Annotated in this window: 25 protein-coding genes and 2 tRNA genes; 7 read left to right on the top strand and 20 right to left on the bottom strand. The window is 73.8% G+C overall.

The genetic code is table 11. The annotated features are described in order from the left end of the window. Nucleotides 1–117 precede the first annotated feature (117 nt). Nucleotides 118–1,344, top strand: coding sequence for a pyridoxal phosphate-dependent aminotransferase (locus FHD63_RS11440; protein ID WP_170215646.1), 1,227 nt, complete (start codon nucleotides 118–120; stop codon nucleotides 1,342–1,344). An 84-nt stretch (nucleotides 1,345–1,428) separates the two neighbouring features. Here FHD63_RS11440 and argG read toward each other — a convergent pair whose 3' ends face one another. Continuing rightward, nucleotides 1,429–2,934 carry an argininosuccinate synthase gene (argG, locus tag FHD63_RS11445; RefSeq protein ID WP_139722170.1) on the bottom strand — a complete coding sequence of 502 codons (1,506 nt, stop codon included), beginning with the start codon at nucleotides 2,932–2,934 and terminating at the stop codon, nucleotides 1,429–1,431. A 90-nt stretch (nucleotides 2,935–3,024) separates the two neighbouring features. On the opposite strand from argG, the gene FHD63_RS11450 reads away from it, so the two are divergent. Further along, a complete protein-coding gene (locus FHD63_RS11450) occupies nucleotides 3,025–4,341 on the top strand; it encodes an FUSC family protein (protein ID WP_139722171.1) in 1,317 nt (438 codons plus the stop codon). On the opposite strand, the gene FHD63_RS11455 is transcribed toward FHD63_RS11450, so the two are convergent. The 4 genes from FHD63_RS11455 to FHD63_RS11470 are packed head-to-tail and all read right to left on the bottom strand — an operon-like array spanning nucleotide 4,325 to nucleotide 7,792. Continuing rightward, on the bottom strand, nucleotides 4,325–5,035 hold the full coding sequence (locus FHD63_RS11455) for an ABC transporter permease (RefSeq protein WP_139722172.1): 711 nt from the start codon (nucleotides 5,033–5,035) through the stop codon (nucleotides 4,325–4,327). The two genes, FHD63_RS11450 and FHD63_RS11455, sit on opposite strands and share 17 nt — an antisense overlap. Continuing rightward, entirely contained in the window at nucleotides 5,032–5,955 is a 924-nt protein-coding gene (locus FHD63_RS11460) for an ABC transporter ATP-binding protein (protein ID WP_139722173.1), read from the bottom strand. Before FHD63_RS11460 ends, FHD63_RS11455 begins: the two co-directional genes overlap by 4 nt. After that, nucleotides 5,955–6,839, bottom strand: a complete 885-nt coding sequence (locus FHD63_RS11465; protein WP_139722174.1) for a hypothetical protein — start codon at nucleotides 6,837–6,839, stop codon at nucleotides 5,955–5,957. The genes FHD63_RS11460 and FHD63_RS11465 overlap by 1 nt, the downstream gene beginning before the upstream one ends. After that, entirely contained in the window at nucleotides 6,836–7,792 is a 957-nt protein-coding gene (locus tag FHD63_RS11470) for an ABC transporter ATP-binding protein (RefSeq protein WP_238705640.1), read from the bottom strand. The genes FHD63_RS11465 and FHD63_RS11470 overlap by 4 nt, the downstream gene beginning before the upstream one ends. Nucleotides 7,793–7,857: 65 nt before the next feature. On the opposite strand from FHD63_RS11470, the gene FHD63_RS11475 reads away from it, so the two are divergent. Both FHD63_RS11475 and FHD63_RS11480 read left to right on the top strand, forming a co-directional pair. Further along, nucleotides 7,858–8,904: an adenosine deaminase gene (locus tag FHD63_RS11475; protein WP_139722175.1), complete on the top strand. Its 1,047-nt coding sequence runs from the start codon at nucleotides 7,858–7,860 to the stop codon at nucleotides 8,902–8,904. 391 nt (nucleotides 8,905–9,295) lie between these two features. Next, nucleotides 9,296–9,964 carry a helix-turn-helix domain-containing protein gene (locus FHD63_RS11480; protein ID WP_139722176.1) on the top strand — a complete coding sequence of 223 codons (669 nt, stop codon included), beginning with the start codon at nucleotides 9,296–9,298 and terminating at the stop codon, nucleotides 9,962–9,964. Between the two features lie 181 nt (nucleotides 9,965–10,145). Here FHD63_RS11480 and FHD63_RS11485 read toward each other — a convergent pair whose 3' ends face one another. The 10 genes from FHD63_RS11485 to FHD63_RS11530 all read right to left on the bottom strand — a co-directional run bounded on the left by FHD63_RS11485 (nucleotide 10,146) and on the right by FHD63_RS11530 (nucleotide 16,962). Continuing rightward, nucleotides 10,146–10,586, bottom strand: a complete 441-nt coding sequence (locus tag FHD63_RS11485; RefSeq protein WP_139722177.1) for a hypothetical protein — start codon at nucleotides 10,584–10,586, stop codon at nucleotides 10,146–10,148. A 69-nt stretch (nucleotides 10,587–10,655) separates the two neighbouring features. Continuing rightward, nucleotides 10,656–11,738: a UDP-N-acetylmuramate dehydrogenase gene (locus tag FHD63_RS11490; RefSeq protein ID WP_139723107.1), complete on the bottom strand. Its 1,083-nt coding sequence runs from the start codon at nucleotides 11,736–11,738 to the stop codon at nucleotides 10,656–10,658. Nucleotides 11,739–11,827: 89 nt separating this feature from the next. After that, nucleotides 11,828–12,232 carry a MaoC/PaaZ C-terminal domain-containing protein gene (locus FHD63_RS11495; RefSeq protein WP_139722178.1) on the bottom strand — a complete coding sequence of 135 codons (405 nt, stop codon included), beginning with the start codon at nucleotides 12,230–12,232 and terminating at the stop codon, nucleotides 11,828–11,830. Beyond that, nucleotides 12,232–12,678 (bottom strand): FAS1-like dehydratase domain-containing protein, encoded by a 447-nt coding sequence (locus tag FHD63_RS11500; RefSeq protein ID WP_139722179.1) that lies wholly within the window; start codon nucleotides 12,676–12,678, stop codon nucleotides 12,232–12,234. The genes FHD63_RS11495 and FHD63_RS11500 overlap by 1 nt, the downstream gene beginning before the upstream one ends. Nucleotides 12,679–12,785: 107 nt before the next feature. Continuing rightward, the gene (gene rpmG / locus FHD63_RS11505; RefSeq protein WP_010148718.1) at nucleotides 12,786–12,953 is read right to left on the bottom strand and encodes a 50S ribosomal protein L33; all 168 of its coding nucleotides are present in this window, start codon (nucleotides 12,951–12,953) and stop codon (nucleotides 12,786–12,788) included. Between the two features lie 58 nt (nucleotides 12,954–13,011). Then, a tRNA-Met gene (locus FHD63_RS11510) sits at nucleotides 13,012–13,088 on the bottom strand. Between the two features lie 29 nt (nucleotides 13,089–13,117). Further along, a tRNA-Thr gene (locus FHD63_RS11515) sits at nucleotides 13,118–13,190 on the bottom strand. Nucleotides 13,191–13,293: 103 nt separating this feature from the next. After that, complete coding sequence (locus FHD63_RS16180; protein ID WP_202978371.1) at nucleotides 13,294–14,256, bottom strand: MaoC/PaaZ C-terminal domain-containing protein; 963 nt, start codon at nucleotides 14,254–14,256, stop codon at nucleotides 13,294–13,296. Next, on the bottom strand, nucleotides 14,253–15,674 hold the full coding sequence (locus FHD63_RS11525) for a 3-oxoacyl-ACP reductase (protein ID WP_139722180.1): 1,422 nt from the start codon (nucleotides 15,672–15,674) through the stop codon (nucleotides 14,253–14,255). The genes FHD63_RS16180 and FHD63_RS11525 overlap by 4 nt, the downstream gene beginning before the upstream one ends. A 1-nt stretch (nucleotide 15,675) precedes the next feature. Then, on the bottom strand, nucleotides 15,676–16,962 hold the full coding sequence (locus FHD63_RS11530) for an acetyl-CoA C-acetyltransferase (RefSeq protein WP_139722181.1): 1,287 nt from the start codon (nucleotides 16,960–16,962) through the stop codon (nucleotides 15,676–15,678). Nucleotides 16,963–17,050: 88 nt separating this feature from the next. Between FHD63_RS11530 and FHD63_RS11535 the strand changes: the two genes are divergently transcribed. After that, nucleotides 17,051–17,725 carry a TetR/AcrR family transcriptional regulator gene (locus tag FHD63_RS11535; RefSeq protein WP_139722182.1) on the top strand — a complete coding sequence of 225 codons (675 nt, stop codon included), beginning with the start codon at nucleotides 17,051–17,053 and terminating at the stop codon, nucleotides 17,723–17,725. Beyond that, nucleotides 17,722–19,767: an acyl-CoA dehydrogenase family protein gene (locus FHD63_RS11540; RefSeq protein WP_139722183.1), complete on the top strand. Its 2,046-nt coding sequence runs from the start codon at nucleotides 17,722–17,724 to the stop codon at nucleotides 19,765–19,767. The genes FHD63_RS11535 and FHD63_RS11540 overlap by 4 nt, the downstream gene beginning before the upstream one ends. A 5-nt stretch (nucleotides 19,768–19,772) precedes the next feature. On the opposite strand, the gene FHD63_RS11545 is transcribed toward FHD63_RS11540, so the two are convergent. Next, nucleotides 19,773–20,339 (bottom strand): DinB family protein, encoded by a 567-nt coding sequence (locus FHD63_RS11545; RefSeq protein WP_139722184.1) that lies wholly within the window; start codon nucleotides 20,337–20,339, stop codon nucleotides 19,773–19,775. Nucleotides 20,340–20,399: 60 nt separating this feature from the next. Between FHD63_RS11545 and FHD63_RS11550 the strand changes: the two genes are divergently transcribed. Then, complete coding sequence (locus tag FHD63_RS11550) at nucleotides 20,400–21,374, top strand: helix-turn-helix transcriptional regulator (protein WP_139722185.1); 975 nt, start codon at nucleotides 20,400–20,402, stop codon at nucleotides 21,372–21,374. On the opposite strand, the gene FHD63_RS11555 is transcribed toward FHD63_RS11550, so the two are convergent. From FHD63_RS11555 to FHD63_RS11570, 4 genes are all read right to left on the bottom strand, one after another. Continuing rightward, nucleotides 21,344–22,027, bottom strand: coding sequence for a hypothetical protein (locus FHD63_RS11555; protein ID WP_139722186.1), 684 nt, complete (start codon nucleotides 22,025–22,027; stop codon nucleotides 21,344–21,346). The genes FHD63_RS11550 and FHD63_RS11555 overlap by 31 nt on opposite strands. Next, a complete protein-coding gene (locus FHD63_RS11560; RefSeq protein ID WP_139722187.1) occupies nucleotides 22,024–22,929 on the bottom strand; it encodes an ABC transporter ATP-binding protein in 906 nt (301 codons plus the stop codon). Before FHD63_RS11560 ends, FHD63_RS11555 begins: the two co-directional genes overlap by 4 nt. Continuing rightward, complete coding sequence (locus FHD63_RS11565) at nucleotides 22,929–23,306, bottom strand: GntR family transcriptional regulator (protein WP_139722188.1); 378 nt, start codon at nucleotides 23,304–23,306, stop codon at nucleotides 22,929–22,931. Before FHD63_RS11565 ends, FHD63_RS11560 begins: the two co-directional genes overlap by 1 nt. An 89-nt stretch (nucleotides 23,307–23,395) precedes the next feature. After that, on the bottom strand, nucleotides 23,396–24,118 hold the full coding sequence (locus tag FHD63_RS11570) for a YdcF family protein (protein WP_158296767.1): 723 nt from the start codon (nucleotides 24,116–24,118) through the stop codon (nucleotides 23,396–23,398). Between the last annotated feature and the right edge of the window lie 72 nt (nucleotides 24,119–24,190).

Below are 24,190 nucleotides of genomic sequence, written 5' to 3' on the forward strand. Positions count from 1 at the left end.
CTGCTGGGAGGCAGGCTGGCGCACGGTGCGAACACCCGAAGGGTCAGCATACGGGACGGCCGACGCGTTGGGCAAAGACGGGCGGGGGCTGACGCCACGTGAAGCGTCGATGCCATGATGGGTCACGTGAGCGAGCAGACCCGCATCAGCACCCGCATCGGATCCATCGCCGAGTCGGCCACCCTGGCCGTCGACGCCAAGGCCAAGGCCCTCAAGGCCCAGGGCCGACCCGTCATCGGCTTCGGCGCCGGCGAGCCGGACTTCCCCACGCCCGACTACGTGGTGCAGGCGGCCGTCGACGCCTGCTCGGACCCGGTCAACCACCGCTACTCCCCCGCCGGCGGCCTCCCCGCGCTCAAGGAGGCGATCGTCGCCAAGACGCGCCGGGACTCCGGGTACGTCGTGGAGCCGGCCAACGTGCTGGTCACCAACGGTGGCAAGCAGGCGGTCTACAACACCTTCGCGGCGCTGCTCGACCCCGGCGACGAGGTCATCCTGCCGACCCCCTACTGGACGACCTACCCTGAGTCGATCCGGCTCGCCGGCGGGAGCCCGGTCGAGGTCTTCGCCGGCGCCGACGCCGAGGCCGGGGCCTACCTGGTCACCGTGGAGGAGCTGGAGGCCGCGCGCACCGAGCGCACCAAGGCCCTGCTGTTCTGCTCGCCGTCGAACCCGACCGGCGCGGTCTACCCGACCGAGCAGGTCGAGGCGATCGGCCGCTGGGCGCTGGAGCACGGCATCTGGGTCATCACCGACGAGATCTACGAGCACCTGCTCTACGACGGCGCGCAGGCCCCCTCGATGCCGGTGCTCGTGCCCGAGCTGGCCGACACCTGCGTGGTGCTCAACGGGGTGGCCAAGACCTACGCGATGACCGGCTGGCGGGTCGGCTGGATGATCGGCCCGACCGACGTCATCAAGGCCGCGACCAACCTGCAGAGCCACGCGACGTCCAACGTCGCCAACGTCTCGCAGCGGGCCGCGATCGCGGCGCTCGAGGGCAGCCTGGACGCGGTCGAGGAGATGAAGGTCGCCTTCGACCGGCGCCGTCGCCGGATGGTCGAGATGCTCAACGCGATCGACGGGGTCGAGTGCCCGGTGCCGCAGGGGGCGTTCTACGCCTACCCCTCGGTCGAGGGCGTGCTCGGCAGGGAGATCCGCGGCCGCACGCCGCGCACCTCCGTGGAGCTGGCCGCCCTCATCCTCGAGGAGGTCGAGGTCGCGGTGGTGCCCGGCGAGGCCTTCGGGCCCAGCGGTTACCTCCGGCTGTCGTACGCCCTCGGTGACGACGACCTGGAGGAGGGCGTCAGCCGGATCCAGGCGCTGCTCGCCGAGGCCCGCTGACCTCTCCCCGGTCGACGCCGGGACGACGACCGCCCGCCCGTCCTGGCAGCAGGACGAGCGGGCGGTCTGGCGTCCGCGCCCCGGTCAGTCGGTGCCGAACTCCATGGCCGCCCAGTCCAGCGACTCCTCCTCGTCCTCGGTCGGCCCGACGCCGCCGGCGATCCGGTCCGCACCACCGGGGGTGAGCTCGCCGACCAGCGAGGTCGTGGCCAGGCCCAGCCGGGAGGGCTCCTCGGCGCCGAGCACGCCCTCGGGACGGCCGTTCTGCTCCGCGCCCGGTGCCGCTGCCGCCCCGACGCCCAGCAGGCCCATGGAGACGTACTGCTCCAGCCGGGCCCGCGAGTCGGCGATGTCGAGGTTGCGCAGGGTCAGCTGACCGATCCGGTCGGTGGGGCCGAAGGCGGCGTTCGTCACCCGCTCCATCGACAGCTTGTCGGGGTGGTAGCTGAAGGCCGGGCCGTCCGTGGCGACGATGGTGTAGTCCTCGCCCCGGCGCAGCCGCAGCGTCACCTCGCCGGTCACCGCGGAGGCGACCCAGCGCTGCAGCGACTCCCGGATCATCAGCGCCTGCGGGTCCAGCCAGCGCCCCTCGTACATGAGCCGCCCCAGGGCCCGGCCCTGGGTGTGGTAGGCCGCGGTGACGTCCTCGTTGTGGATGGCGTTGACGAGCCGCTCGTAGCAGATGTGCAGCAGCGCCATCCCCGGCGCCTCGTAGATGCCCCGCGACTTGGCCTCGATGATCCGGTTCTCGATCTCGTCGGCCATGCCGAGCCCGTGCCGACCACCGATGACGTTGGCCTCCATCACCAGCGCGACCGCGTCGCCACCGAAGTCCTCGCCGTTGATCGAGACCGGCCGCCCGTGCTCGAAGGCGACGGTGACGTCCTCGGTCGGGATGTCGACCTCCGGGTCCCAGAAGGGCACCCCCATGATCGGCTCGACCACCTCCATCCCGACGTCGAGGTGCTCCAGCTTCTTCGCCTCGTGGGTGGCACCCCAGATGTTGGCGTCGGTGGAGTAGGCCTTCTCCTTGCTCGCGCGGTAGGGCAGGTCGCGCTCGGAGAGCCACTGGCTCATCTCGTCCCGGCCACCGAGCTCGTGCACGAAGGCCTCGTCCAGCCACGGCTTGTAGATGCGCAGCTGGGGGTTGGCGAGCAGGCCGTAGCGGTAGAAGCGCTCGATGTCGTTGCCCTTGTAGGTCGAGCCGTCCCCCCAGATGTGGACCTCGTCCTCCTTCATCGCCCGGATGAGCATGGTGCCGGTGACGGCGCGGCCCAGCGGGGTGGTGTTGAAGTAGGTGCGGCCGCCGGAGCGGATGTGGAAGGCGCCGCAGGCCAGGGCCACGAGGCCCTCCTCGACGAGCTCGGGCCGGCAGTCGACGAGCCGGGCGATCTGCGCGCCATACTCGGCCGCGCGGCCGGGCACCCCGTCGATGTCGGTCTCGTCGTACTGACCGATGTGGGCCGTGTAGGTGCAGGGCACGGCGCCCCTCTCACGCATCCACGCGACCGCGACCGAGGTGTCCAGACCGCCGGAGAAGGCGATCCCGACACGTTCACCGACAGGGATGCTCGTCAAGACCTTGGACATGGCACGAGTGTATGCGCGACCCCGTATAAATATGCAATCTGCAGGTCACGCGGCCTTCCCCCGCCGGGGTGCGCGTGGTGTGATGAGCGTATGCCCCGCCTCGCCCCGCACTCCGCCCGGGCGCGGGCGTGGGTGACCGACGGGTGGCGCGCCCTGGTCCTCGCGTGGCGGCCCGACTGGATGAACCTGGTGCGGGTGACCACGGCCGCCGTGCTGGCCTACGTCATCACCCGGGCGGTGACGGTGGGGCCGATCGACCTCACCTGCTCGCTCACCGCGATCCTCGTCACCCAGGCGAGCGCGACCGGCTCCCTGCGCATGGGGATGGTGCGGGTGGGCGCGGTGCTCACCGGCATCGGCGTCGCCCTCGTCGTCTCGATCTGGTTCGGTCTCACCTGGTGGTCGTTGGGCCTGGTCATCTTCGTCTCGTTGCTGCTCGGCAGCCTCCTGCGGCTGGGACCGCAGGCGCTGGAGACCCCGATCAGCGGCATGCTCATCCTCGGGGCGTCGCTGCAGAACACCGCGGCCGAGACGCGGGTGCTCACCACGCTCATCGGCGCCGCCGTGGGCATCCTGCTGCCGCTGCTGTGGCCCCCGGCCATCCCGGTCGGCGCGGCCGCCGCCTCCGTGCGGACCGTGGCCCGACGCCAGGCCGAGGTGTTCGCCGCGGCGGCCGACGACATCGACGAGGGCACGGTCACGGGAGAGTCGATCGCCGCCCACCTGCGCGCCGCCCGGGACGTCGGTGACGACCTGGGCCGGGCGGGCGAGCTCGTCGGGCGGGTCAGCGAGATGTGGCAGTGGAACACCCGCACCATCGGCCGCGCCGACGTGAGCCCGCTGCTGCGCTCGGGCCTGGACTCCCTCCAGGACTGCGCCGCCGCGACCCGCGCGCTGTTCGTGGCCCTGGGCCACGAGGCCCGGGACGCCGACGTGGACAGCACGCCGGAGTTCTCCGACGAGGTGCGGGCGGCGGTCGCGGTCGTGCTGCGCGACGTCGGCAGCTGCATCGACTCCTTCGGGGCGTTGGTGGAGGCCGAGACCAGCGGGGACCCGGAGCGGCGCCGGGTCCTGCTCGACGACAACATGGAGCTGCTGCGGGAGACCCGTGCCATCCTCACCGAGCTCATGCTCATGGAGTCCGGCGGCGGGCCGACCGACCAGTGGCTGCTGCGGGGCTCGATCCTGCGCGCCGTGGACCGCATCCTGCAGGTGCTCGACGCCCCCGCCCGGGCGGCGCAGCACGCGCGGTGGCGCGACGAGCAGGGTGGCCGGGCGCTGCCCGGCCCCACCATCTCGCGGGAGTTCGCGCCGCTGGACCGTGCCGTGCTGACCTCGCTCAGACGGGCCTGGCGCCGGGCCCGTCACCCCGGACCGGCCGGCGCGCAGGCTACTCGTCGCCCTTGAGCTGGAAGCGGGCCAGCCGCCAGCCGGCCGCGCCGACGCCCACGACCAGCAGCACGAGCGAGGCGATGACCGCGTAGGTCGTCGAGAGGTCGGACACCGGCAGGTCGACGTCGGCGGCCACCTCCCCCAGCCGCTCGGCGAAGGCCCGCACGGAGACGTAGCGGAAGCCGCTGAGGAACCGGCCGAGCAGGCTCTCGACCACGGTGACGTAGACGAGGCCGGCGATCATCCCGTGCCGCGTGGCGGCGGCGATCGCGCTGAACAGCGCCGTGTAGAGGACCGCCCCACCGGCCCCCACGACGACCGAGACCACGACCCACCGACCGCTGAGCCCGCCGGCGAGCGTGGCCCCCAGGAGCCCGGTGACCGCGGCCACGGCGGCGACGCCGGCGGCGACGACGAACTTGGACGCGGCCACGGCATACCTGCTCACCGGTGTGGACAGGAGGTAGACGACCGAGCCGTCGTCGATCTCCGGCCCGAGGACGCCGTTGGCCGCGAGCAGCGCCACGAGCGGCACCACGAGCGCGATCCCGACCTCGACGACGACGGCGTTGGCCGAGACAGGCTCGCCGGTCAGCGCGCGGAGCACGCCGGCCAGGGCGATGAGGAGCACCGGCAGGGCGAGGATGACCAGGCCGCGGCGCTGACCCACGAGGGCCTGCAGCGCGAGGCGCATGATGGTGAGGTTCATGACTGCACCAGGTAGGTGAACACCGACTCCAGGCTCTCGTCCGAGGGGGCCAGCTCGCGCACCGTGATGCCGGCCGAGCGCGCCAGGCGGGGCAGGGCCAGGGTGAACTGGCCCATGTCGGTCACCTCCACCGTGATCGCCTCCCCGGTACCCACCCGGCCGAGCGCGACCGAGCGCACCCCGGTCAGGCCCATGAGCATCGAGGCCAGGCCCCGGTCGTCGCTGGAGCGGACCACGTAGTGGCTGGGGCGGTCGGTCATGAGCCGCCGGATGGCGCCGAAGTCCCCGCTGGCCGCGTGCCGCCCCGACACGACGACCTCGATCTGGCGGGCGATCTGCTCGACCTCCTCGAGGATGTGGCTGGAGAAGAGCACGGTGCGGCCCTGCTCCCCCATCCGGGTCAGCAGCTCCATGAGGTGCATGCGCTGCCGGGGGTCGACGCCGTTGAACGGCTCGTCCAGCAGCAGCACCGTCGGCTCGTGCACGAGCGCGGAAGCGAGCTTGGCGCGCTGCCGCATGCCCTTGGAGAAGGTGCTGATCGGCCGGTCCGCGGCGTCCACGAGGTCCACCTCCGCCAGCGCCCGCGCCGTCGCGGCACGCGGGTCGGCGAGCCGGTGGAGCTCGGCGGAGGCCTGCACGAAGGCGCGGCCGGTGAGGTAGGAGAAGCTCACCTCCCGCTCGGGCACCAGGCCCAGGTCGCGGTAGGCGCCGACGTTGCGCCACACGGGCGCCTCGCCGAGGCGGATGTCCCCCGCGGAGGGGGCCAGGAAGCCGGCCATCATGGCGATGAGGGTCGACTTCCCCGCGCCGTTGGGCCCGAGGAGGCCGGTGACGCCGGGACGGATGGACATGGTGACGTCGTTGACGGCGACGACGTTGCCGTACCACCGGGAGACACCGGTGAGGGTGAGGTCGGTCATCACGCCCCCTTGCTGCGGTAGCGGCGCACGAGCAGGGCGATCCCGAGGAGCATGAGGGCGAGGGCGCTGGCGAGCAGCAACAGGCCGGTCGTGACGGTGTCGGCCGGGGCGGGGAACTGGCTGGTGGCGTCGCCGAGCGCCACCTGCACCGAGTCGACGAGCACGAAGGGGGACAGCAGGGCCGCCCAGTGCGCCAGGCTCGTGGCGCCCTCGGTGCTGGCGACCTCCTGCAGCCCGGCGGTCACGCCGAGCCCGACGAGCAGGACCATGATCGAGCCGGCGATGGCCAGGCCCCGACGCAGCGTCCAGGAGGCGACGAGGGAGGCGACGGTGGCGACCAGCATGGCGAGCAGCACGGCCCCGGCGAGGGCCACCGCGACCCGCGGCAGCTCCTCCTGCAGGCTGGCGCCGGCGGCGAGCCCGCCGATGAAGAGCACGAGCAGCGGGGTGAGCACGAAGGCCAGGATGGCCAGCACCAGGGAGGCCCACCGGGTCAGCGCGAACGCCGTGGCGCCCAGGGGGCGGGCGAGGTAGAGGCTGATGACACCGGATCGCAGGTCGCGGCTGAAGAGCACCGGCGCCTGGGCCGCGACGAAGAGCACGACGAGGAAGGAGGAGCCGGCGTTGTAGGCGGAGTAGTTGAGCAGGTCCGCGGAGAGGCCGATGATGCTCATGATCCCCACCTGGATGACCGCGGGGACGAGCGTCATGCCCAGCAGGGCGAAGGGCAGCACCTTGGCCTTGCCCGAGCGGCCGAAACCGAAGACGGCCAGGACCCCGGAGGCCAGCAGCGCCCGGATGATGCCGGCGCGCGAGGTGCGCTCCCCGGCATACCGGCGGTAGCCGATGTCGTGGATGACCCCGGCGCTGTCGTGGGCGCTCATGCCGGCACCTCGTCGCGGAAGACGTCCTCGAGGCGGCCCGTGCGGGCCTGGACGCGCACCAGCCCGAGGTCGAGGTCGGCCGCGGTGTCGCGGACGAGGTCGCGCAGCCGGTCGTGGGCCGCCGCGGCGGCCTCGCCGTCCTCCCCGACCGCGGCGGGGTCGATCTCGATGAGGCCGCCGTGCGGACGGCAGCTCAGCCCGCGCGCCGCCAGGGCCTCGCCCATGCGCTGCTGCGCGTCCCCCTCGCCGGTGACCTCCACCAGGACCGTGCCGGTGTCGGCGAGGAAGCTGCGGGTCGCCTCCGAGCGGAGCAGCCGCCCCCCGTCCAGGACGACGACGTGGTCGCTGATGCGCTCGAGCTCGCCGAGCAGGTGCGAGGTCACGAGGACCGGTATGCCGAAGTCGTGCCCGATGCGGTGCACGAGGGCCAGCATGTCGTCCCGCGCGGCGGGGTCCAGACCGTTGGTGGGCTCGTCGAGCATCACCAGCTCGGGGTCGTGGACGAGGGCCTGGGCGAGCTTGGCCCGCTGCTTCATGCCGGTGGAGTAGCCGCCCATGAGGCGGTAGCGCTCCTCGGCGAGCCCGACGTGCCGCAAGACGTCGGCAGCCCGCTCGCGGGCAGGCGCCGGCGGCAGACCGGACATCCGGCCCATGTGGACCACGAAGTCGATGCAGCGCATGTCGGGGGGCAGGCAGTCGTGCTCGGGCATGTAGCCCACGGCCCGGCGGATCTGCTCCCCCGACCCCTGGATGTCGTGGCCCAGCACGCTCGCGGAGCCGGAGGACGGGGCCAGCAGGCCGAGGAGGATCTTGATGAGCGTGGACTTGCCCGCCCCGTTGGCACCGACCAGACCGGTCACCCCGTCGCCGACCTCGATGCTGAGGTCGTCGAGCGCAGGCACCTGGGCGGAGCCGTAGCGCTTGGTCAGCGCCGTCGTCTGGATCACGGTCACGGCAGCGACTCTAGCGAGGGGTGGGGACCTCTCCCAGGGGGCCATCCCCCGTCTACCCTGGGGGGATGCCTGGACGCACGCGCTCGCTGCTCGCGCTGCCCAAGGCCCACCTGCACCTGCACTTCACCGGGTCGATGCGGGTGGACACCGTGCGTGACCTCGCGGACAAGCACGGCCTGCACCTGCCGCACGCCCTGACCAGCCAGTGGCCACCCCGGCTGTCCGGCCACGACGAGCGCGGCTGGTTCCGGTTCCAGCGCCTCTACGACGCCGCCCGTGCTGTCGTGCGCGACGAGGCGGACATGCGTCGCATCGTGCGCGAGGCGGCCGAGGACGACGCCGCCGAGGGGTCGCGGTGGCTGGAGATCCAGGTCGACCCCACGTCATACGCTCCTTTCGTCGGTGGTCTGACCCCGGCCCTGGAGATCGTGCTCGACGAGGCGCGGGCGGTCTCCGCGGCGGGCCCGACCCAGGTCGCGGTGGTCGTGGCGGCCTCCCGCATGCGGCACCCCCTGGACGCCCGCGCCCTCGCCCGCCTCGCGGCCCGGCACGCCGGTGACGCCGCCGGGACGGTCGTCGGCTTCGGCCTGTCCAACGACGAGCGGCGTGGCTGGACCGGTGACTTCGAGCCGGCCTTCCGCATCGCGGCCAAGGCGGGCCTCGCCAGCGTTCCGCACGCCGGTGAGCTGCTGGGCGCCGACCACGTCGCAGTCGCGCTCGACCACCTCCTCCCGGACCGGCTGGGCCACGGCATCCGCGCGGTCGAGGACGAGTCCGTGCTGGCGCGGGTGGTCGAGGAGCAGGTGACGCTCGAGGTCTGCCCCGGGAGCAACGTGGCGCTGGGGGTCTACGCCCACCTCGCCGCCGTGCCGCTGCGCCGGCTGCTCGAGGTGGGTGCGCGGGTCGCGCTCGGCGCGGACGACCCGCTGCTCTTCGGCACCCGCCTCGCCGACCAGTACGTCTCCGCCAGGGTCGACCACGGGCTCGACGACGGCGCCCTCGCGCTGCTGGCCCGTGGCTCCATCGAGGGCTCGGTGGCCTCCCCGGCGACCCGACGCCGGCTGCTCGCCGAGGTCGACGCCTGGCTCGACACCCCCGCACCCCCCACCTGACCTCTGGGCCCGCGGCTCTCCCCCGCGCGGCCCGCGTCCGCGGACCCTCCACCGGACACCCCTGCCGGAGACGTCACCGTGACTCCCCAGACGAATCAGCCCGCCGTTGAGCCGCCTCCTGGATCAACGGCGGGCTGAGCCTGCTGGTGACTCAGGGGCGGGGTGATGCGGTGTCAGCCTCAGCTCGCCGGTGATTCGCCTGGAGGCTCAGGGGCGGGCTGATCCGGGGGCTGACTCAGTGTGACGTCTCCGGCGGGGGTGGTCCGGCGGCGTGGGATTTCCCCAAGGGGCGCGACGGTGGGGTGCCGTCCACAGGGCGGTGCGCGACGGTGGCGCGTAGCGGTGCGGGTCGGGCAGGGTGACGGCACGGCACCCGGGGGTGGGAGGACAGATGGCGGCGATCGACGCCGGTGGGGCACAGCCGGACGACAGCGAGGCACAGCCAGGTGAGGCCCGGGCACAGCCGGGCGACGGCGGGACACAGCCGGACGAGGGCCGGGCGCAGCCAGGCGGGGGCGAGGCACGGCCGGACGGGGCCGCTGATGACCCGGGTGGGCTCGTCTCCTTGGCTCGAGCGGACGTGGCCGGACCGCCGTCACCGGGCCCCGTCGAGCAGGTGGGGCTGGCGCTGCGCGCGTTTCGCCGCGAGCGCGGATGGAGCCAGCGGGCGCTGGCCGAGAGCTGGGGCATCCCCCAGAGCCTGGTGGCACGGGCAGAGCGCCACGCCGAGCAGCTCAGCCTCGACGCCTGCCTCGCGCTGCTGCGCCGGGCCGGGGTGGGCCTGGCGGTGCTCGGCCCCGACGGTATGCCGGTGGTCCGCTGGGAGGAGACCGACCTGCTCGCCACCGACCGCTCCGGTCGGCGGTTCCCCGCCCATCGCGCCGTGCGGCCGAGCACGTACGGGCCGCGGTGGTGGTGGTTCCACGACTACTTCGGCGGACGCAGCCCGGGCCCAGCACCACGCTGGACCGCGGAGGGGTTCGCCATCCCGCCGGGGACCCGGTACGGGAGGAGACCCCGGCCGGACGCCCCGGACGAGAGCCCGCGCTGGCCCGGGTAGGACGGGGTCCGGGTAGGACGGGGGCCGGGTCCCTGCCTCCGGAACGGCGAGTGGACCCTGCCTCCGGAACGGCGAGTGGACCCTGCCTCCGGAACGGCGGGTGGACCCTCCCTCGGGGACGACGCGCGGCACCTGCCTCCGCGACCCGCCCCGGGGTGATGCCGTGGGGACGACCCCGGGATCATCCCCCGTCGACGCGGAGCGGCGGGTAGCCCTGCGGCTGCTCGGCGGTGAGGGGCCGGGTCAGCGTGAACGTGCCCTGCTCCCCACCGTCGGGCGCGTAGGTGCCGACTCCGTAGTACGTCTCGTCGGTCCAGCGGACCTCGCCCTGCTGGCGCGCCTCCACGTCCTCCCAGTCGAACTCGCCCGCCAGCACCGGCCCCCGGCACTGGGGCGGCATCGACTCGGCGATCGGCCCGACGCACAGCTCGGGGGGTGCGTCCGCAGAGCGCTGCATGACGATGCCGGTGCCGACCACCTCCTCGGCGTCGGCTCCCGGCGTGGACGTCTGCGTGACGGCTCCGCCGGCGGGGTCGGTGCCCTCGGTCCCGCACCCGGAGACGGCGAGCCCGACGCCGAGGAGGGCGGAGAGGAGCGCGACGGGCTGCCGGTGACGTCTCATGAGGTCATCGTGGCCCCTACCCCCGGGGTCGCGCACCTGGCCGGCGGCGCGAGAGGGCGGGGCCAGCCCTCACAGCGTGAGGCCCACGAGCACGGGCTCGTTGACCAACCGCACCCCGAGCGTCTGCTCGACCCCGTCCCGGACCTCGCGGGCGATCGCCAGGACGTCGGCCGCGCTCGCCTGGCCACGGTTGGTCACCGCGAGCGTGTGCTTGGTGGACAGGCCGGCGGGGCGCCCGCTCCTCGAGCCGAACCCCCGGCCGAAGCCCGCGTGCTCGATGAGCCACGCGGCGGAGGTCTTGACGAGCTGCTCGCGGTCCGTCGGGTAGGTCGGGGGGACCGCGGAGCGTCGGTCCTGACCGACGCTCTCCTCGGCCCGCAGCCGCACCTGCTGCAGCTCCTCCCGCGACAGCACCGGGTTGGTGAAGAAGGAGCCGCAGGACCACGTGTCGTGATCCTGCGCGTCGAGCACCATGCCCCGACGGCGTCGCTGCTCCAGCACCGCCTCCCGGGCCCGGGCCAGCGGCACGCGCTCCCCCAGGGCGACCCCGAGGCCGTCGGCGAGCGCGGCGTACCCGACGGGCTGGGACAGCTCCGTGGGGCGCAGCGAGAAGGTGACGGTGAGCACGACGTAGCGCGGGGTCACCGTCCCCGGGGCGGCCTCCGGCCCGAGCATCGACTCCTTGAGCACGGAGTGCCGGTAGGCGAAGCCGAGGTCGCCGGCGAACATCGTCCGGACGCGCTGCTCGACGCGGTCCCACACCCGCACCCGGGCCACGGTCTGCGCGACCTCCTGCCCGTAGGCCCCGACGTTCTGGACCGGCGTCGCGCCGGTCGACCCGGGTATGCCGGAGAGCGCCTCGATCCCCGACCACCCCTGCGCGCAAGCCCGGGCGACGAGCTCGTCCCAGTCCTCGCCGGCGGCGACCGTCACGCTCACCCCGCCGCAGGCCGAGTCGTGCGGGACCTCGATCCCGCGGGTACGCACCAGGACGACGGTGCCGGGGAACCCGGCGTCGGCGACCACGAGGTTGGACCCGCCACCGACGACCAGCAGCGGCTCACCGGCCTCGTCGCACCCGCGCACGGCCTCGATGAGCTCGGCCTCGGTGCGCGCGGTGACGAGCCGCCGGGGCGCCCCGCCCACCCGCATGGTCGTCAGCTCGGCGAGGGTCGTGCCCGCCGGGACAGCATCGTCCAGGCTCGGGGCACCGGTCTCGGCACCCCGCGGCTCCGGCGCTCTCACGCCTGGGCCCCGAGCGGGCGCACCACCGCCTGGCAGCGGCCGAGCACCTTCTCCCCCGCGCACGTCGCGCTCAGCTCCAGCGTCTGGGTGCCCGCGGCCTCGTCGACCTTCTTCACCACACCCGTGACGAGCACCTCGACGGTCTCCCCCTCCGGCACGACCACCATCCCGGTGAACCGGGTCTGGCAGGACAGGATCCGGGCCGGGTCGCCGCCGACGTAGTCGGTGACGACCTCGAGCGCGGCACCCATGGTCCACATGCCGTGCGCGATGACGTCGGGCAGACCGACCCGGCGGGCCACGTCGGCGTCCTGGTGGATCGGGTTGTGGTCGCCGGAGGCGTCGGCGTACGCCACGAGACGGGCGCGGTCGACGGTCACGGTGCGGGTGAGGTCGCTCATCAGCCCTCCCCCCGGACCACGATGGTCGAGGTCACCGTCGTGACCGCCGCCCCGGCGGCGTCGACCAGCTCCACGCGGGTGGCCACCATGCCGTGCCCGCCGGCCTCGCGCATGGTGTCGACGTGCAGCGTGCCGGTCAGGCTGTCGCCGGCCGTGATCGGGCGGTGGTGCACGAAGCCCTCCTGGCCGTGCACCACGCGGGAGAAGTCGATGCCCGCCCCGGGGTCCTCGACCAGCTGCGCCTCGCACGCCTGCGCGAGGCGGACCGCGAAGGTCGGCGGGGCGACGACGTCGGCGTGCCCCATGGCGCGGGCCGCCTCCGGGTCGCGGTGGGCGGGGCTGCTGGCCCCGACCGCGTCGGCGAAGGCGGCGAGCTGCTCGCGGGTGACCTCGAAGGGGCCGGCCGGGGGGTACTCACGACCGGCGTAGTCAGGGTTGACGGGCATACGGCCCAGCCTAGCGATCCACCCTCCTGGCCCGGAGCGCGGTCAGGTATGACGAAGGCCGCCACCCGGTGCGGGTGACGGCCTGGTCGTCGTTGCCGACGGGTGGGTCAGCGGGTCTCGCGGTGCGCGGTGTGCTTGCCGCAGCGCGGGCAGAACTTCGCCATGTCGAGCCGGTCGGGGTTGTTCCGCCGGTTCTTCTTGGTGATGTAGTTGCGCTCCTTGCACTCCGTGCACGCCATGGTGATCTTGGGGCGAACGTCGGTGGACTTAGCCACGGTGCAACCTGCTCTCGGTGTGGATCTGTGCTTGTGCGGTCCGTACCTACCCGGTACGTGGTAGCGGAGGCGGGGCTCGATCCCGCGACCTCACGATTATGAGTCGTGCGCTCTAACCAGCTGAGCTACTCCGCCTCGCGGCGCCCGGCGAACCGGCTCACCAGAGCCCCCAAACGGAATCGAACCGTTGACCTTCTCCTTACCATGGAGACGCTCTACCGACTGAGCTATAGGGGCGGGCTGTCGATCCTGACGGGCGGAGGCCCGCAGGCAGCGAGACGCAACTTTACACGAGGCCGGCGGGCGTTTCCAAAACGGGCACGACGGCCACGAGCACCGCTCAGACCCGCCCGTCGACCTGCATCGACAGGTGCGTCCTCGAGCCGTCGCGATCGGTCACGGCGAGGTCGCCGAGCCCCTCCGCGCCGGTGCGCAGCACCACCGTCGAGGGCAGCAGGATCGGCTTGACGAAGGTCGCCGAGACGGCATAGCGCTGCGGCAGGCGCGGCTGCACGGCCGCCAGCACGCGCGCGTGCGTCCACATGCCGTGGGCGATGGCCCGGGGGAAGCCGAACGCCTTGGCGCTGAGCGCCGAGAGGTGGATCGGGTTGGCGTCGCCCGCCACCCGGGCGTAGGAGCGCCCGAGGTCGGCCGGCAGACGCCACAGCGCGACCTGGCGCCCAGGCCCGTCGGCGCCGGGGCCGGCCGGGCCCTGCGGCGACCCGTCGGCGCCGGGGCCGGCCGGGCCCTCGGGCGGCCCGTCGGCGCCGGCGCCGGCCGCTGACGACGGCGCCCGCTCGGCGGGCGGGCCGGGGGGCGTGGCGCCGCGCACGAGGTAGGTGCTGCGCCCCTCCCAGACCACCTCGTCGGCGACGCGGACCTCCCCGACGAGGTCGACGGTGCTGCCCTTGCGGTGCGGCGCGAGGTGCTCGGCCCAGGTGGACAGGGTGAGCTCCTCGGTCACCCGCACCGGGCGGTGCACCCTCATCCGGTTGCCGACGTGCACCATGCCGAGCATGGGGAAGGGGAAGTCCCGGGCGGACATGAGCCGGACCTGGAGCGGGAAGGTGAGGACGTGCAGCCAGGTGGCCGGCACGGTGTCGGCCAGCAGGCCCCCGGTGACCTCGCAGAACCCGGCGAGCCTCGGCACGTCCTGCCGGACGCCGGGGAGCACGAGCCGTCGCCCGGGCAGCTCGCCGCGGGCGCCGGGTCGGCCCAGCCCGGTGGCGACCCCGGTCGCGAAGGAGGTCGCCACCCGGGGCGTCCGGTCGAGCAGCTCGACGTCGACGTCCACCCCGCTCACGCCCCGATCTGGCTCTGGCCGCAGACGCGCAGCACCTCGCCGGTGACCGCCGAGCTGGCCGGGTCGGCGAGGTAGCCGATGGCCTCGGCGACGTCGACCGGTCGGCCGCCCTGCTGCAGGCTGTTGATGCGCCGCGCCACCTCCCGGGTGGCCACCGGCATCCGGCCGGTCATCTCCGTCTCGATGAAGCCGGGGGCCACCGCGTTGACGGTGATCCTGCGCGCGGCCAGGCGGGGGTCGGCCCCCATCGCCCGGACGAGGCCGATGACCCCCGCCTTGGACGCGGCGTAGTTGGCCTGCCCGCGGTTGCCCGCGATGCCCGAGGTCGAGGCGACCCCGACGATGCGGCCGCCGTCGTCGAGACCCCCGGGCAGCCCGGCGTCCAGGAGCACCTGGTTGATGCGGATCTGGGCCGCCAGGTTGACCTCCAGGACGCTGCCCCAGCGCTCCTCGTCGGTGTTGGCCAGCAGCTTGTCGCGGGTGATGCCGGCGTTGTGGACGATCGCGTGGATGCGCCCCATGTCGCCGAAGCGCTGGGCGACGTGCGCCGCGATGCGCGCGCCCGCGTCCGGCGCCGTGATGTCGAGCTGGAGCGCGGTGCCGCCGATGCTGTTGGCGACCTCGGCGAGCCCCTGCCCCCCGGCCGGCACGTCCACCGCGACGACCAGCGCCCCGTCCCGGGCGAGGGTGCGCGCGATCCCGGCGCCGATGCCGCGGCCGGCCCCGGTGACGACGACGACCCGTCCCTCGTAGGGACGCTCGGCCAGCACCTCCTCGACCTGCGGGTCGCGGGCGCCGTGGCCCACGTGCAGCACCTGGCCGGAGACGTAGGCCGAGCGCCCCTGGAGCAGGAAGAGCAGGGTGGAGGCGAGCTCCGACGGCGAGGTCGGCTCGGCGGTGAGCAGGTCGACCCGCACGAGGTTGGCCGTGGCACCTCCGCGCAGCTCCTTGCCGACGCTGCGCACGACGCCCTCGAGCGCCTGCTGCGTCGCCACCGCGGTGGGCGCCCCGGCGGTCTCCGGCTCGAGGCCCAGGACGACGACCCGACCCGAGCGCTCCAGGCCCTTCATCGCCGGGCGCAGCAGCCCCCGCACGACCTCGAGGTCGGGGATCGAGGTCGCGCCGGTGGCGTCGACCACCAGGGCGCCGATGCTGCCGGGGTATGCCTCGGGCACCTCGCGGGTCCGTCCGTCGTCGGTGGTCTCGCTGACGCGGGTCTCGGGGCGGTCGACGAGGGCCACGCGGGTCGGCACCCCGAGCAGCTCCAGGGTGCGCACGGCCAGCGTGCCCCCGCCGACGGCGCCGACGGCCACCGGCCCGGAGGGCAGCTCGCGTCCGCGCCGCAGCCGGGTCGCCTGCGGCACCCCGAGCTGCTTGGCGAGCGGGTTGGTGGTCAGCAGCTGCATCAGGTCGGCCATGTCAGCACCCTTCCAGGATCGCGACGACACCCTGGCCGCCGGCCGCGCAGACGGAGATGAGCCCGCGCGAGCCGGGCCCCAGGTCGTGGAGCATCTTGGCCAGGGTGGCCACGATGCGGCCGCCGGTGGCGGCGAACGGGTGCCCGGCGGCGAGCGAGGAGCCGTGCACGTTGAGCCGGCTGCGGTCCACCCGGCCGAGCGGGCCGTCCAGCCCCAGCCTGCCGGTGCAGAACTCCTCGGACTCCCAGGCGGCCAAGGTGGCCAGGACCGTGGAGGCGAAGGCCTCGTGGATCTCGAACCGGTCGATGTCGTCGAGGGTCAGCCCCTGCCGGGCGAGGAGCCGGGGCACGGCGTACGCGGGGGCCATGAGCAGGCCCTCGTCACCGGACACGTAGTCCACGGCCGCGACCTCGGCGTCGACGAAGCGCGCCAGGGCGGGCAGCCGGTGCTCCGCGGCCCACTGCGGGCTCCCGAGGAGGACCAGCGCGGCGCCGTCGGACAGCGGCGTCGAGTTGCCGGCGGTCATCGTCGCGCCCTCGCCCTTGCCGAAGACCGGGGACAGCCCGGCGAGCTTGTCGACCGAGGTGTCCGGCCGCAGCCCCTCGTCGCGGGAGAGCCGCAGGAAGCCGGTGGCGAGGTCGTCGAAGAAGCCGGAGTCCCACGCGGCCGCGAGCTGGTGGTGGCTGGCGGCGGCGAGCTCGTCCTGCGCCTCCCGGGTGATGCCCCACTCGCGGGCGGTCAGCGCCTGGTGCTCCCCCATGGACAGCCCGGTCCGCGGCTCCGCGTTGCGCGGCGTCTCCGGGGCCAGGTCGCCCGGCCGGACCGAGGCCAGCGCCTTGACCCGGGCCATCGGCGTGCGGGCCCTGCTGGCGCCCAGCAGAGCCTTGCGCAGCCCCTCCCCGACGGCGATGGGCGCGTCGCTGGCCGAGTCGACACCACCGGCGACGCCGGAGTCGACCTGCCCCAGCCGGATCTTGTTGGCGACCTGGATGACCGTCTCCAGACCGGTGCCGCAGGCCTGCTGCAGGTCGTAGGCCGGGGTCGTCGCGGCCAGCGCCGACCCGAGGACCGCCTCGCGGGTGAGGTTGAAGTCCCGCGCGTGCTTGAGGACGGCGCCCGCGGCGACCTCGCCGAGGCGCTCGCCCGCCAGACCGAAGCGGGCGACGAGCCCGTCGAGGGTGGAGGTGAGCATGGCCTGGTTGGAGGCATCGGCGTAGGCACCCCCCGCCTTGCCGAACGGGATCCGGTTGCCGCCGAGGATGACGGCATCGGTGAGCTGGTCGGGCATGGGGTTCTCCTCGCGGGCAGGTCACGACGGGGCATCTATCTGATACCGACTGTAGCCGATACAGCGGGTACGCGGTACTCTCGAGGGTATGACGATCCAGACCGACGGTGCAGGCCGGACCGTGGCCGAGCCTCGCGACGGGCGGGACTCACGCTGGGAGGCGCACCGCACGCGCCGCCGCCGGCAGCTCGTGGAGGCCGCCCTCAAGGCGATCCGCCGCCACGGCGCGGGCGTCGGCATGGACGAGATCGCCGCGCAGGCCGGGACGAGCAAGACCGTGCTCTACCGCCACCTGGGCGACCGCGCCGGTCTCTACGGCGCCGTCGTGCAGGCCGTCGACGAGAACGTCCTCACCGACCTGGAGGCCGCGCAGCAGCACGGCGGCGACGTCGTCACCCGGATCGAGGCCATGGTGCGCTCCTACCTCGCGCTGGTGCAGCGGGACCCGGAGATCTACCGCTTCGTCATGACCCGACCGCTGGAGACCACCGAGGGGGACCCCGACGACCCGGTCCACCGCCTCACCGACCGGGTCGGCGAGCAGATCGCCGTCGCCATCCGCGGCCACCTGCTCGACACCGGTCGCGCGGACGAGGCGGACACGCTGGCCCTGGCCTGGGGCCACGGCATCGTCGGGCTCGTGCGCGCCAGCGCCGACCACTTCCTCACCGGCCGCAGCACCACCCAGCTCAGCGTCGACGCGGCCACCCACGCCGTCGTCGAGCTCATCCGCCCCGCACTCGCAGGAGGACCCCGCCCATGACCACGTCCGCCCAGCCGCAGACCCACACCCCCCAGCCGGACACCGACGTCAGCATGCCCGCCAGCGCCGACGCGGCGGCGACCCGGCCGCAGTCGGACGAGGAGCTCACCGACCTCGGTGAGGCCCTGCGCCGGGCGACCGGCGGCCGCTACGGCCCGGTCCGTGACCTCGCCCGCGCGACCGTCCCCGCCTCGACTATGGTGCGCGACCCCGAGCTCACGATGCCCGAGGCGCGCGAGTGGACCACCGACGCCCTGCGGCGGCTGATCGAGCTGGGCATGGCCGGCAGCGGCTTCCCGGTCGCCCAGGGGGGCCTGGACGACGTCGGCCGCTCGTGCGTCGACTTCGAGATGACGGCCCACGGCGACCTGTCGCTCACCGTGAAGTCCGGGGTCCACTTCGGCCTCTACGGCGGGGCGGTCACGGCGCTCGGCACGCAGTGGCACCACGAGACCTTCCTGCCGCCCATCCTGTCGATGGAGCAGGTCGGGTGCTACGCCATGACCGAGTTCGGGCACGGCTCCGACGTCGCGTCGCTGGAGACCACGCATACCTATGACGCGGCCACGGACGAGATCGTCGTGCACTCCCCCACCCCCTCGTCGACCAAGACCTACATCGGCGCCGCCGCGCACGACGCGCACGTCGCCGCGGTCTACGGCCAGCTCGTCGTGGACGGCGAGTCGCACGGCGTGCACGTCGTCGTGGTGCCGATCCGCGACGAGGACGGGCGTCCCGCGCCCGGCGTCACGCTCGGCGACAACGGCGCCAAGGGCGGGCTGGCCGGGGTGGACAACGGGACGATCACCTTCGACCAGGTGCGGGTCCCCCGCAGCCACCTGCTCAACCGCTACGGCGGGATCGACGACGAGGGACGCTACGTCTCCGACATCGACAGCGACGGCAAGCGCTTCTTCACCATGCTCGGGACCTTGGTGCGCGGGCGCATCTGCGTGGCAGCCGGCGCCGCCACCGCGTCCCGCAAGGCGCTGTCGATCGCCACCCGCTACGCCCTGCGCCGTCGCCAGTTCAGCGCGCCCGGGCACGACGGCGAGGTGCTCCTGCTGGACTACCTCGCCCACCAGCGCAAGCTCATCCCCGGCATCGCCACGGCCTACGCCCACATGTTCGCGGTCAACGAGCTCACCGATCGGCTGCAGGAGCTGCACGAGATGCCGACCAAGGACCAGGAGGCGCAGCGCGAGCTGGAGACCCGGGCCGCCGGGCTCAAGGCCGTCACGACGCGGTTCAGCAACGACACCATCCAGATGTGCCGGGAGGCGTGCGGCGGCGCGGGCTACCTCGCCGAGAACGGCCTGACCACGCTGCGCGGCGACGCCGACGTCTTCGCCACCTTCGAGGGCGACAACACGGTGCTGCTGCAGCTGGTGGCCAAGGGGCTGCTGTCGGGCTACAAGGAGATGTGGGGCGACCTCGACATGCGCGGCATGGTGCAGTTCGCCGCTCGCGCCTTCGGCGGGCAGTTCGTCGAGGCCACGGCCGCGCGGCCGCTCGTCGAGCGGCTGCGCTCGGCGGCGGCCCGCAAGGGCGAGGACGACACCCTGCTCGACCGCGGCTGGCACCTCGCGATGTTCGCCGACCGCGAGCGCCACGTCCTGGAGACCCTCGCGACCCGGCTGCGGCGCCGGGCCGACGACCGGGACTCCTTCGAGGCCTTCAACTCGGCGCAGGACCACGTGCTCCTCGCCGCCCGCACCCACATGGACCGCGTCGTGCTGGAGGCCTTCGTCACGGGCGTCGAGGCGTGCGAGGACGAGCAGGTGCGCGAGGTGCTCGAGCGGCTCTGCACGCTCTACGCCCTGAGCTCCATCGACGCCGACGCGGGATGGTTCCAGGCCCACAACCGGATGTCGGCCGGCCGCGCCAAGGCCGTCATCGCGCAGATCAACACGCTGTGCGCCGAGCTGCGCCCGCAGGCGCTCGAGCTGGTCGAGGGCCTCGGCATCCCCGAGCCCTGGCTCAACTCCCAGATGCTGCGCGACGAGACCGCCGCACGCTGGACGCCGGGCGCCGCGGTCTGAGCAGGTCAGCGCGCCCCGTGCGCCCACAGGTCGCGCAGCAGCGCGACCTCCGCGAGGTGGTGGATGACCTCACGGTTGATGTGCAGCACGAGGGCGATCATCGGGGCGTCCGCCCACGGTCCCTCGGCCGGTCCCACCGGGCGCCGGAGCGCCTCCGCATCGAGCCCGCGCACCCCGGCCGACCAGGCGGCATACGCCGCGTCCAGCTGGTCGAGCGCCCCGTCCGCGGTGCCCGCGTAGTCCCAGCCGAGGAGGTCCGCCGGCGGGCCGCCGAAGTGGCTGTGCGCGCGCGTGCCCAGGACCCCGACGACGACGTGCCCGAGCCTCCAGGCGATCGAGGTGACGGGAGCCGGCTCCGGCTCCGGGTCGGCCCAGTCCAGCTGCCAGTCACCGCCCCCCGCCCGCGCGGTGACCGACGGAGGCGGTGCCGCCGCCCGCGGCCGCGCGGTCCAGGTCCCCGGGACCGGCTCCCAGAGGTACTCCTCGTCGGTGAGCCCGTCCAGCCGGGGTCTCGCCTGCTGCGTCCAGTGCCAGTCCAGCTGCTCCACCAGGTCTCTCGTCAGCGCATCCATACGCCGAGGACACCACCTCAGCCGGACAGGTGATGTCCGCGGTCGTGGCACAGTGGCGCCATGACCGATCCGACGACCCGGGTGCTGCGTCTGCTGGGGCTGTTCCAGACCCGCGCGCTGTGGACCTCCGAGGAGCTCGCCGAGCGGCTCGGCGTGACCACCCGCAGCATCCGCCGCGACATCGACCGGCTGCGCGAGCTCGGCTACCCGGTGCGGGCGAGCAGCGGGACCGGCGGCGGCTACCAGCTGGGGGCGGGCGGGTCGCTGCCCCCGCTGCTGCTCGCCGAGGACGAGGCGGTCGCGATCGCCGTGTGCCTGCGGCTGGCCGCCGGGGGCAGCGTCGCGGGTGTCGCCGACAGCGCCGTGCGGATCCTCGCCAAGCTCGACCAGGTGATGCCCGCCTCGGCCCGCGAGCAGGTCTCCGCCCTCCACGACAGCCTGGTGACCGTCGGCACCCCCGCCGCGGTCGTCGACCCTTCCATCCTCATGGCCGCCTCGCGCGCCTGCCGGGACCGGCTGCGCGCGACGCTGCGGTACGTCGCCCGCGACGGCGAGGAGTCGAGGCGGCGGATCGAGCCCGCGAGCCTGGTCGCGGTGAGCTACCGGTGGTACCTCCTCGCCTTCGACCTCGACCGCGACGACTGGCGCAGCTTCCGCCTCGACCGGGTCCGCGAGCTGTCCGTGGGCACCCTGCGCGGCGCCGTCCGTGAGGTCCCCGACCCCGCGGCGTACATCACCCGGTCGGTGACCCGCTCGCCCTACCGCCACGTCGCGACCGCGCGGGTGCGGATGTCGCTGGCAGACCTGGCGGACCGGGTGTCGCCGCTGGCCGGCGAGATCCGTGACCTGGGTGAGGGGTGGTGCGAGCTCGTGACCGGCGGGGAGTCGCTGGACTACCTGGTCGTCGAGCTGCTCATGCTGGGCGTCGAGGTCGAGGTGGTGGACCCGCCCGAGCTGGTCGAGCACCTGCGGACGGTGCTCGACCGGCTCGGTGGCGCCGTGGGTCAGGGCAGCGCGCGCCGCAGCAGCCCGTAGGACGCCAGCGCCAGGAGCGCCAGCACCGGCAGGCTCCACAGGGTGAGCCCGAGGACACCGGTGTCGGCGACCCATCCGGCGACCTGGCTCCAGGCCTCCAGGCGGGTGACGACCCAGAGCCCGACGAGGACCAGCAGGGCCAGCACGATCAGCCCGGCGGTGAGCACGAGGGTCCCGAAGCGCTTGTAGACCACGGCGCAGAAGAACCCGACCTTGAAGAAGGCGAAGGACAGCACGAGGTAGAGCAGGCCGGCCACCGCCCAGCCGTCGGACCAGACGCCGGGCACCTGGAAGAAGACGCTGCCGGTGCCGAACCCGCCGGTGGCCTCCTCCAGCAGCCCACCCAGGACGTAGATCACGGCCAGGACCGCCGACGCCAGCAGGGCGGTGAGGACGGTGCCCAGGTAGAACTCGCGCCGGGTCACGCTGAGCGCCTGCGAGAAGGGGAAGGTGAGGGTGAGGGACTGCACGCCCACGACGAGGAAGTACCACATCGGGGCCTGCGCCCCGCCGCCCACGATGCCGTCCACCGGCAGCAGGGCGAAGATCGTCATGGTGACGAGGAAGGCGCCCCCGAGGACGAGGAGCGGGACCCAGACGTAGGTCTGCGTGTTGACCAACTGCAGGCGGACGACGGACAGGGTGCGGTTCATGACACGAGCTCCTGGTGCTCCGGGACGGACTCCTCGGCCCGGCGGGCGAGGCGGACGACGAGCTGCTGGAGGGACACCGGGACGACGTCCAGGTCGGCGTCGCGCAGGCGCTGCCGGTCCAGCTCGGACAGCCCGCCCAGGACCGTGGCCGAGGTGACCCGGCCCAGCCTCTCGGTGTGGATGACCTCGCGTCCGGCGACGAAGTCCTCGACCGCGGCCGAGGGCCCCACGACGGCGGAGGCCCGACCACGCAGCGCGTCCGTGTCCTCGTCGATGAGGATCCGGCCCTGGTCGATGACCAGCACCCGCTCGAGCAGCGGGGCGACCTCGTCGATGAGGTGGCTGGACAGGACGACGGTGCGCGGGTGCTCGGCGTAGTCCTGCAGCAGCCGGTCGTAGAAGAGCTGGCGGGCCACCGCGTCGAGGCCGAGGTAGGGCTCGTCGAAGAAGGTGATCTCCGCGCGGGAGGCCAGGCCGATGATGACGCCGACGGCGGACAGCTGACCACGGGAGAGCTTCTTGATCCGCCGCCGCACCGGCAGCGCGAACTCCTCGACCAGCTCCTGCGCGAGGTCCTCGTCCCAGCGGGGGAAGAACAGCCGGGCCATCCTCAGGGCGTGTCTACCGGTCGCGTCGTCGGGGTACTTCTGGCTCTCCCGGACGAAGCACATCCGCGACAGCACCCCCGGGTTCTCGAACGGGGCCTGCCCGAACACCCGAACCTCGCCGGAGGTGGCGAAGTTCTGGGCGGTGATGATGGACATCGCCGTCGTCTTGCCTGCCCCGTTGCGACCGAGCAGCCCATAGATGGCGTCCTGCTGGAGGGAGAACGACACGTCGTCCAGCGCGGTCGTCTCCCGGTATCTCTTGGTGAGGTTCTGCACCTCGATGACCGAACCCATCAGCTCGGCTCCTTCCTGGTGGTGGCGCTGCGCTCGGCGATGATGTCGGCCACGTCCCGCGGCCCCAGCCCGAGACGCCGCGCCTCGGCCAGCAGCGGGTCGACGTAGGCGGCCGCGAAGTCCTGGGTGCGCCGGGCCAGCAGCCGGGCGCGGGCACCGTCGGCGACGAACATCCCCACGCCGCGCCGCTTGTAGAGCACGCCGTCGTCGACGAGCTGGTTGACGCCCTTGGCGGCGGTGGCGGGGTTGATGCGGTGGAAGGCGGCGAGCTCGTTGATCGAGGGGGCCCGCTCCTCCTCGGACAGGCTGCCGTCGACGATCGAGGCCTCGATGCTCTCCGCGATCTGCAGGAAGATCGGGCGGCCTTCCTCCATCACCGGTAACCTCCTTGGTTAGTTACTAGACTAGTACACCACTAAACCCCGTCAGCTGGCAAGGGGTCGTCTCAAAAGAGGGACGCGGGCCGTCAGCGTGCGGCGAGGCCGGCCAGCAGGGCGACCACGACCAGGAGGGCGGCGGCCACGACGTGCGCCCACCGGGCCTGCTTGAGCACGATGAGCAGCTCGCGCAGGTATGCCCCGGTCGCCGACTCCAGCGGCACCGGCACCCCCACCACCCGGAACGGCAGCCGGAGGCGCTGGACGAGCCACCTGGTCCGGGGAGCGTGGTAGGCGCTCGTCACGACCGCGTACGGCGGCTCGGCCCCGCGGTCGCGCAGCAGCGCCGTGGAGAGCAGGAGGTTCTCGACGGTCGTGGTGGCGCGATCCTCGAGCAGGACGGCCGCTGCGGGCTCGACCCCCCGGACCCACCGCTGCATGGCCACCGCCTCGGCCGGGCGCGCGCGGGTGCCGCGGCCCCCGGTGAGGACGAGCGGGACGACGTGCCCGCCGGCCTCGAGACCTGCGCCCCCCTGCCCGGCCCCGTCGGCGCGGGCGACCCCTCCCCCCAGGGACGCCACGGTCGCGAGCCCGCCCCGCAGCCGCGCCGCGAGCTCCGGGCCCACCACGCCGTCGGGCACGGGCATCCCGAGCACGACGACGGCGCCGCAGCGGGCTGCGGCGCCGGGGCGGCAGAGCCGCCACCGCACGGCCAGCAGGAGGAGCGTGACGAACCCCGGCCAGGCGGCGAGCAGCAGCAGCCCCGTGGCCGTCCCGACGGCGACCGGGCCGGCGGCATACGCCAGGAGCACCAGCCCGCCGATCGGGACGAGCGACGTGCCGAGCGCGCCGGCCAGCGCCCCGAGCGTGTCCGCGTCGCGGCG

Origin of the sequence: Serinicoccus chungangensis, assembly GCF_006337125.1 — a bacterium.
GTDB classification, from domain to species: Bacteria; Actinomycetota; Actinomycetes; order Actinomycetales; family Dermatophilaceae; genus Ornithinicoccus; species Ornithinicoccus chungangensis.

Coding starts and splice junctions, on each gene's coding strand:
- FHD63_RS11440 (WP_170215646.1), top strand. CDS start 118: ATGGGTCACGTGAGCGAGCAGACCCGCATCAGCACCCGCATCGGATCC.
- FHD63_RS11455 (WP_139722172.1), bottom strand. CDS start 5,035: ATGAACCTCACCATCATGCGCCTCGCGCTGCAGGCCCTCGTGGGTCAG.
- FHD63_RS11490 (WP_139723107.1), bottom strand. CDS start 11,738: ATGCGGGTGGGCGGGGCGCCCCGGCGGCTCGTCACCGCGCGCACCGAG.
- FHD63_RS11525 (WP_139722180.1), bottom strand. CDS start 15,674: ATGGCCGACCTGATGCAGCTGCTGACCACCAACCCGCTCGCCAAGCAG.
- FHD63_RS11450 (WP_139722171.1), top strand. CDS start 3,025: ATGCCCCGCCTCGCCCCGCACTCCGCCCGGGCGCGGGCGTGGGTGACC.
- FHD63_RS11560 (WP_139722187.1), bottom strand. CDS start 22,929: ATGGGTTCGGTCATCGAGGTGCAGAACCTCACCAAGAGATACCGGGAG.
- FHD63_RS11500 (WP_139722179.1), bottom strand. CDS start 12,678: ATGCCCGTCAACCCTGACTACGCCGGTCGTGAGTACCCCCCGGCCGGC.
- FHD63_RS11545 (WP_139722184.1), bottom strand. CDS start 20,339: ATGGATGCGCTGACGAGAGACCTGGTGGAGCAGCTGGACTGGCACTGG.
- FHD63_RS11540 (WP_139722183.1), top strand. CDS start 17,722: ATGACCACGTCCGCCCAGCCGCAGACCCACACCCCCCAGCCGGACACC.
- FHD63_RS11465 (WP_139722174.1), bottom strand. CDS start 6,839: ATGAGCGCCCACGACAGCGCCGGGGTCATCCACGACATCGGCTACCGC.
- FHD63_RS11550 (WP_139722185.1), top strand. CDS start 20,400: ATGACCGATCCGACGACCCGGGTGCTGCGTCTGCTGGGGCTGTTCCAG.
- argG (WP_139722170.1), bottom strand. CDS start 2,934: ATGTCCAAGGTCTTGACGAGCATCCCTGTCGGTGAACGTGTCGGGATC.
- FHD63_RS11485 (WP_139722177.1), bottom strand. CDS start 10,586: ATGAGACGTCACCGGCAGCCCGTCGCGCTCCTCTCCGCCCTCCTCGGC.
- FHD63_RS11460 (WP_139722173.1), bottom strand. CDS start 5,955: ATGACCGACCTCACCCTCACCGGTGTCTCCCGGTGGTACGGCAACGTC.
- FHD63_RS11535 (WP_139722182.1), top strand. CDS start 17,051: ATGACGATCCAGACCGACGGTGCAGGCCGGACCGTGGCCGAGCCTCGC.
- FHD63_RS11530 (WP_139722181.1), bottom strand. CDS start 16,962: ATGCCCGACCAGCTCACCGATGCCGTCATCCTCGGCGGCAACCGGATC.
- FHD63_RS11555 (WP_139722186.1), bottom strand. CDS start 22,027: ATGAACCGCACCCTGTCCGTCGTCCGCCTGCAGTTGGTCAACACGCAG.
- FHD63_RS11475 (WP_139722175.1), top strand. CDS start 7,858: ATGCCTGGACGCACGCGCTCGCTGCTCGCGCTGCCCAAGGCCCACCTG.
- FHD63_RS11480 (WP_139722176.1), top strand. CDS start 9,296: ATGGCGGCGATCGACGCCGGTGGGGCACAGCCGGACGACAGCGAGGCA.
- FHD63_RS11495 (WP_139722178.1), bottom strand. CDS start 12,232: ATGAGCGACCTCACCCGCACCGTGACCGTCGACCGCGCCCGTCTCGTG.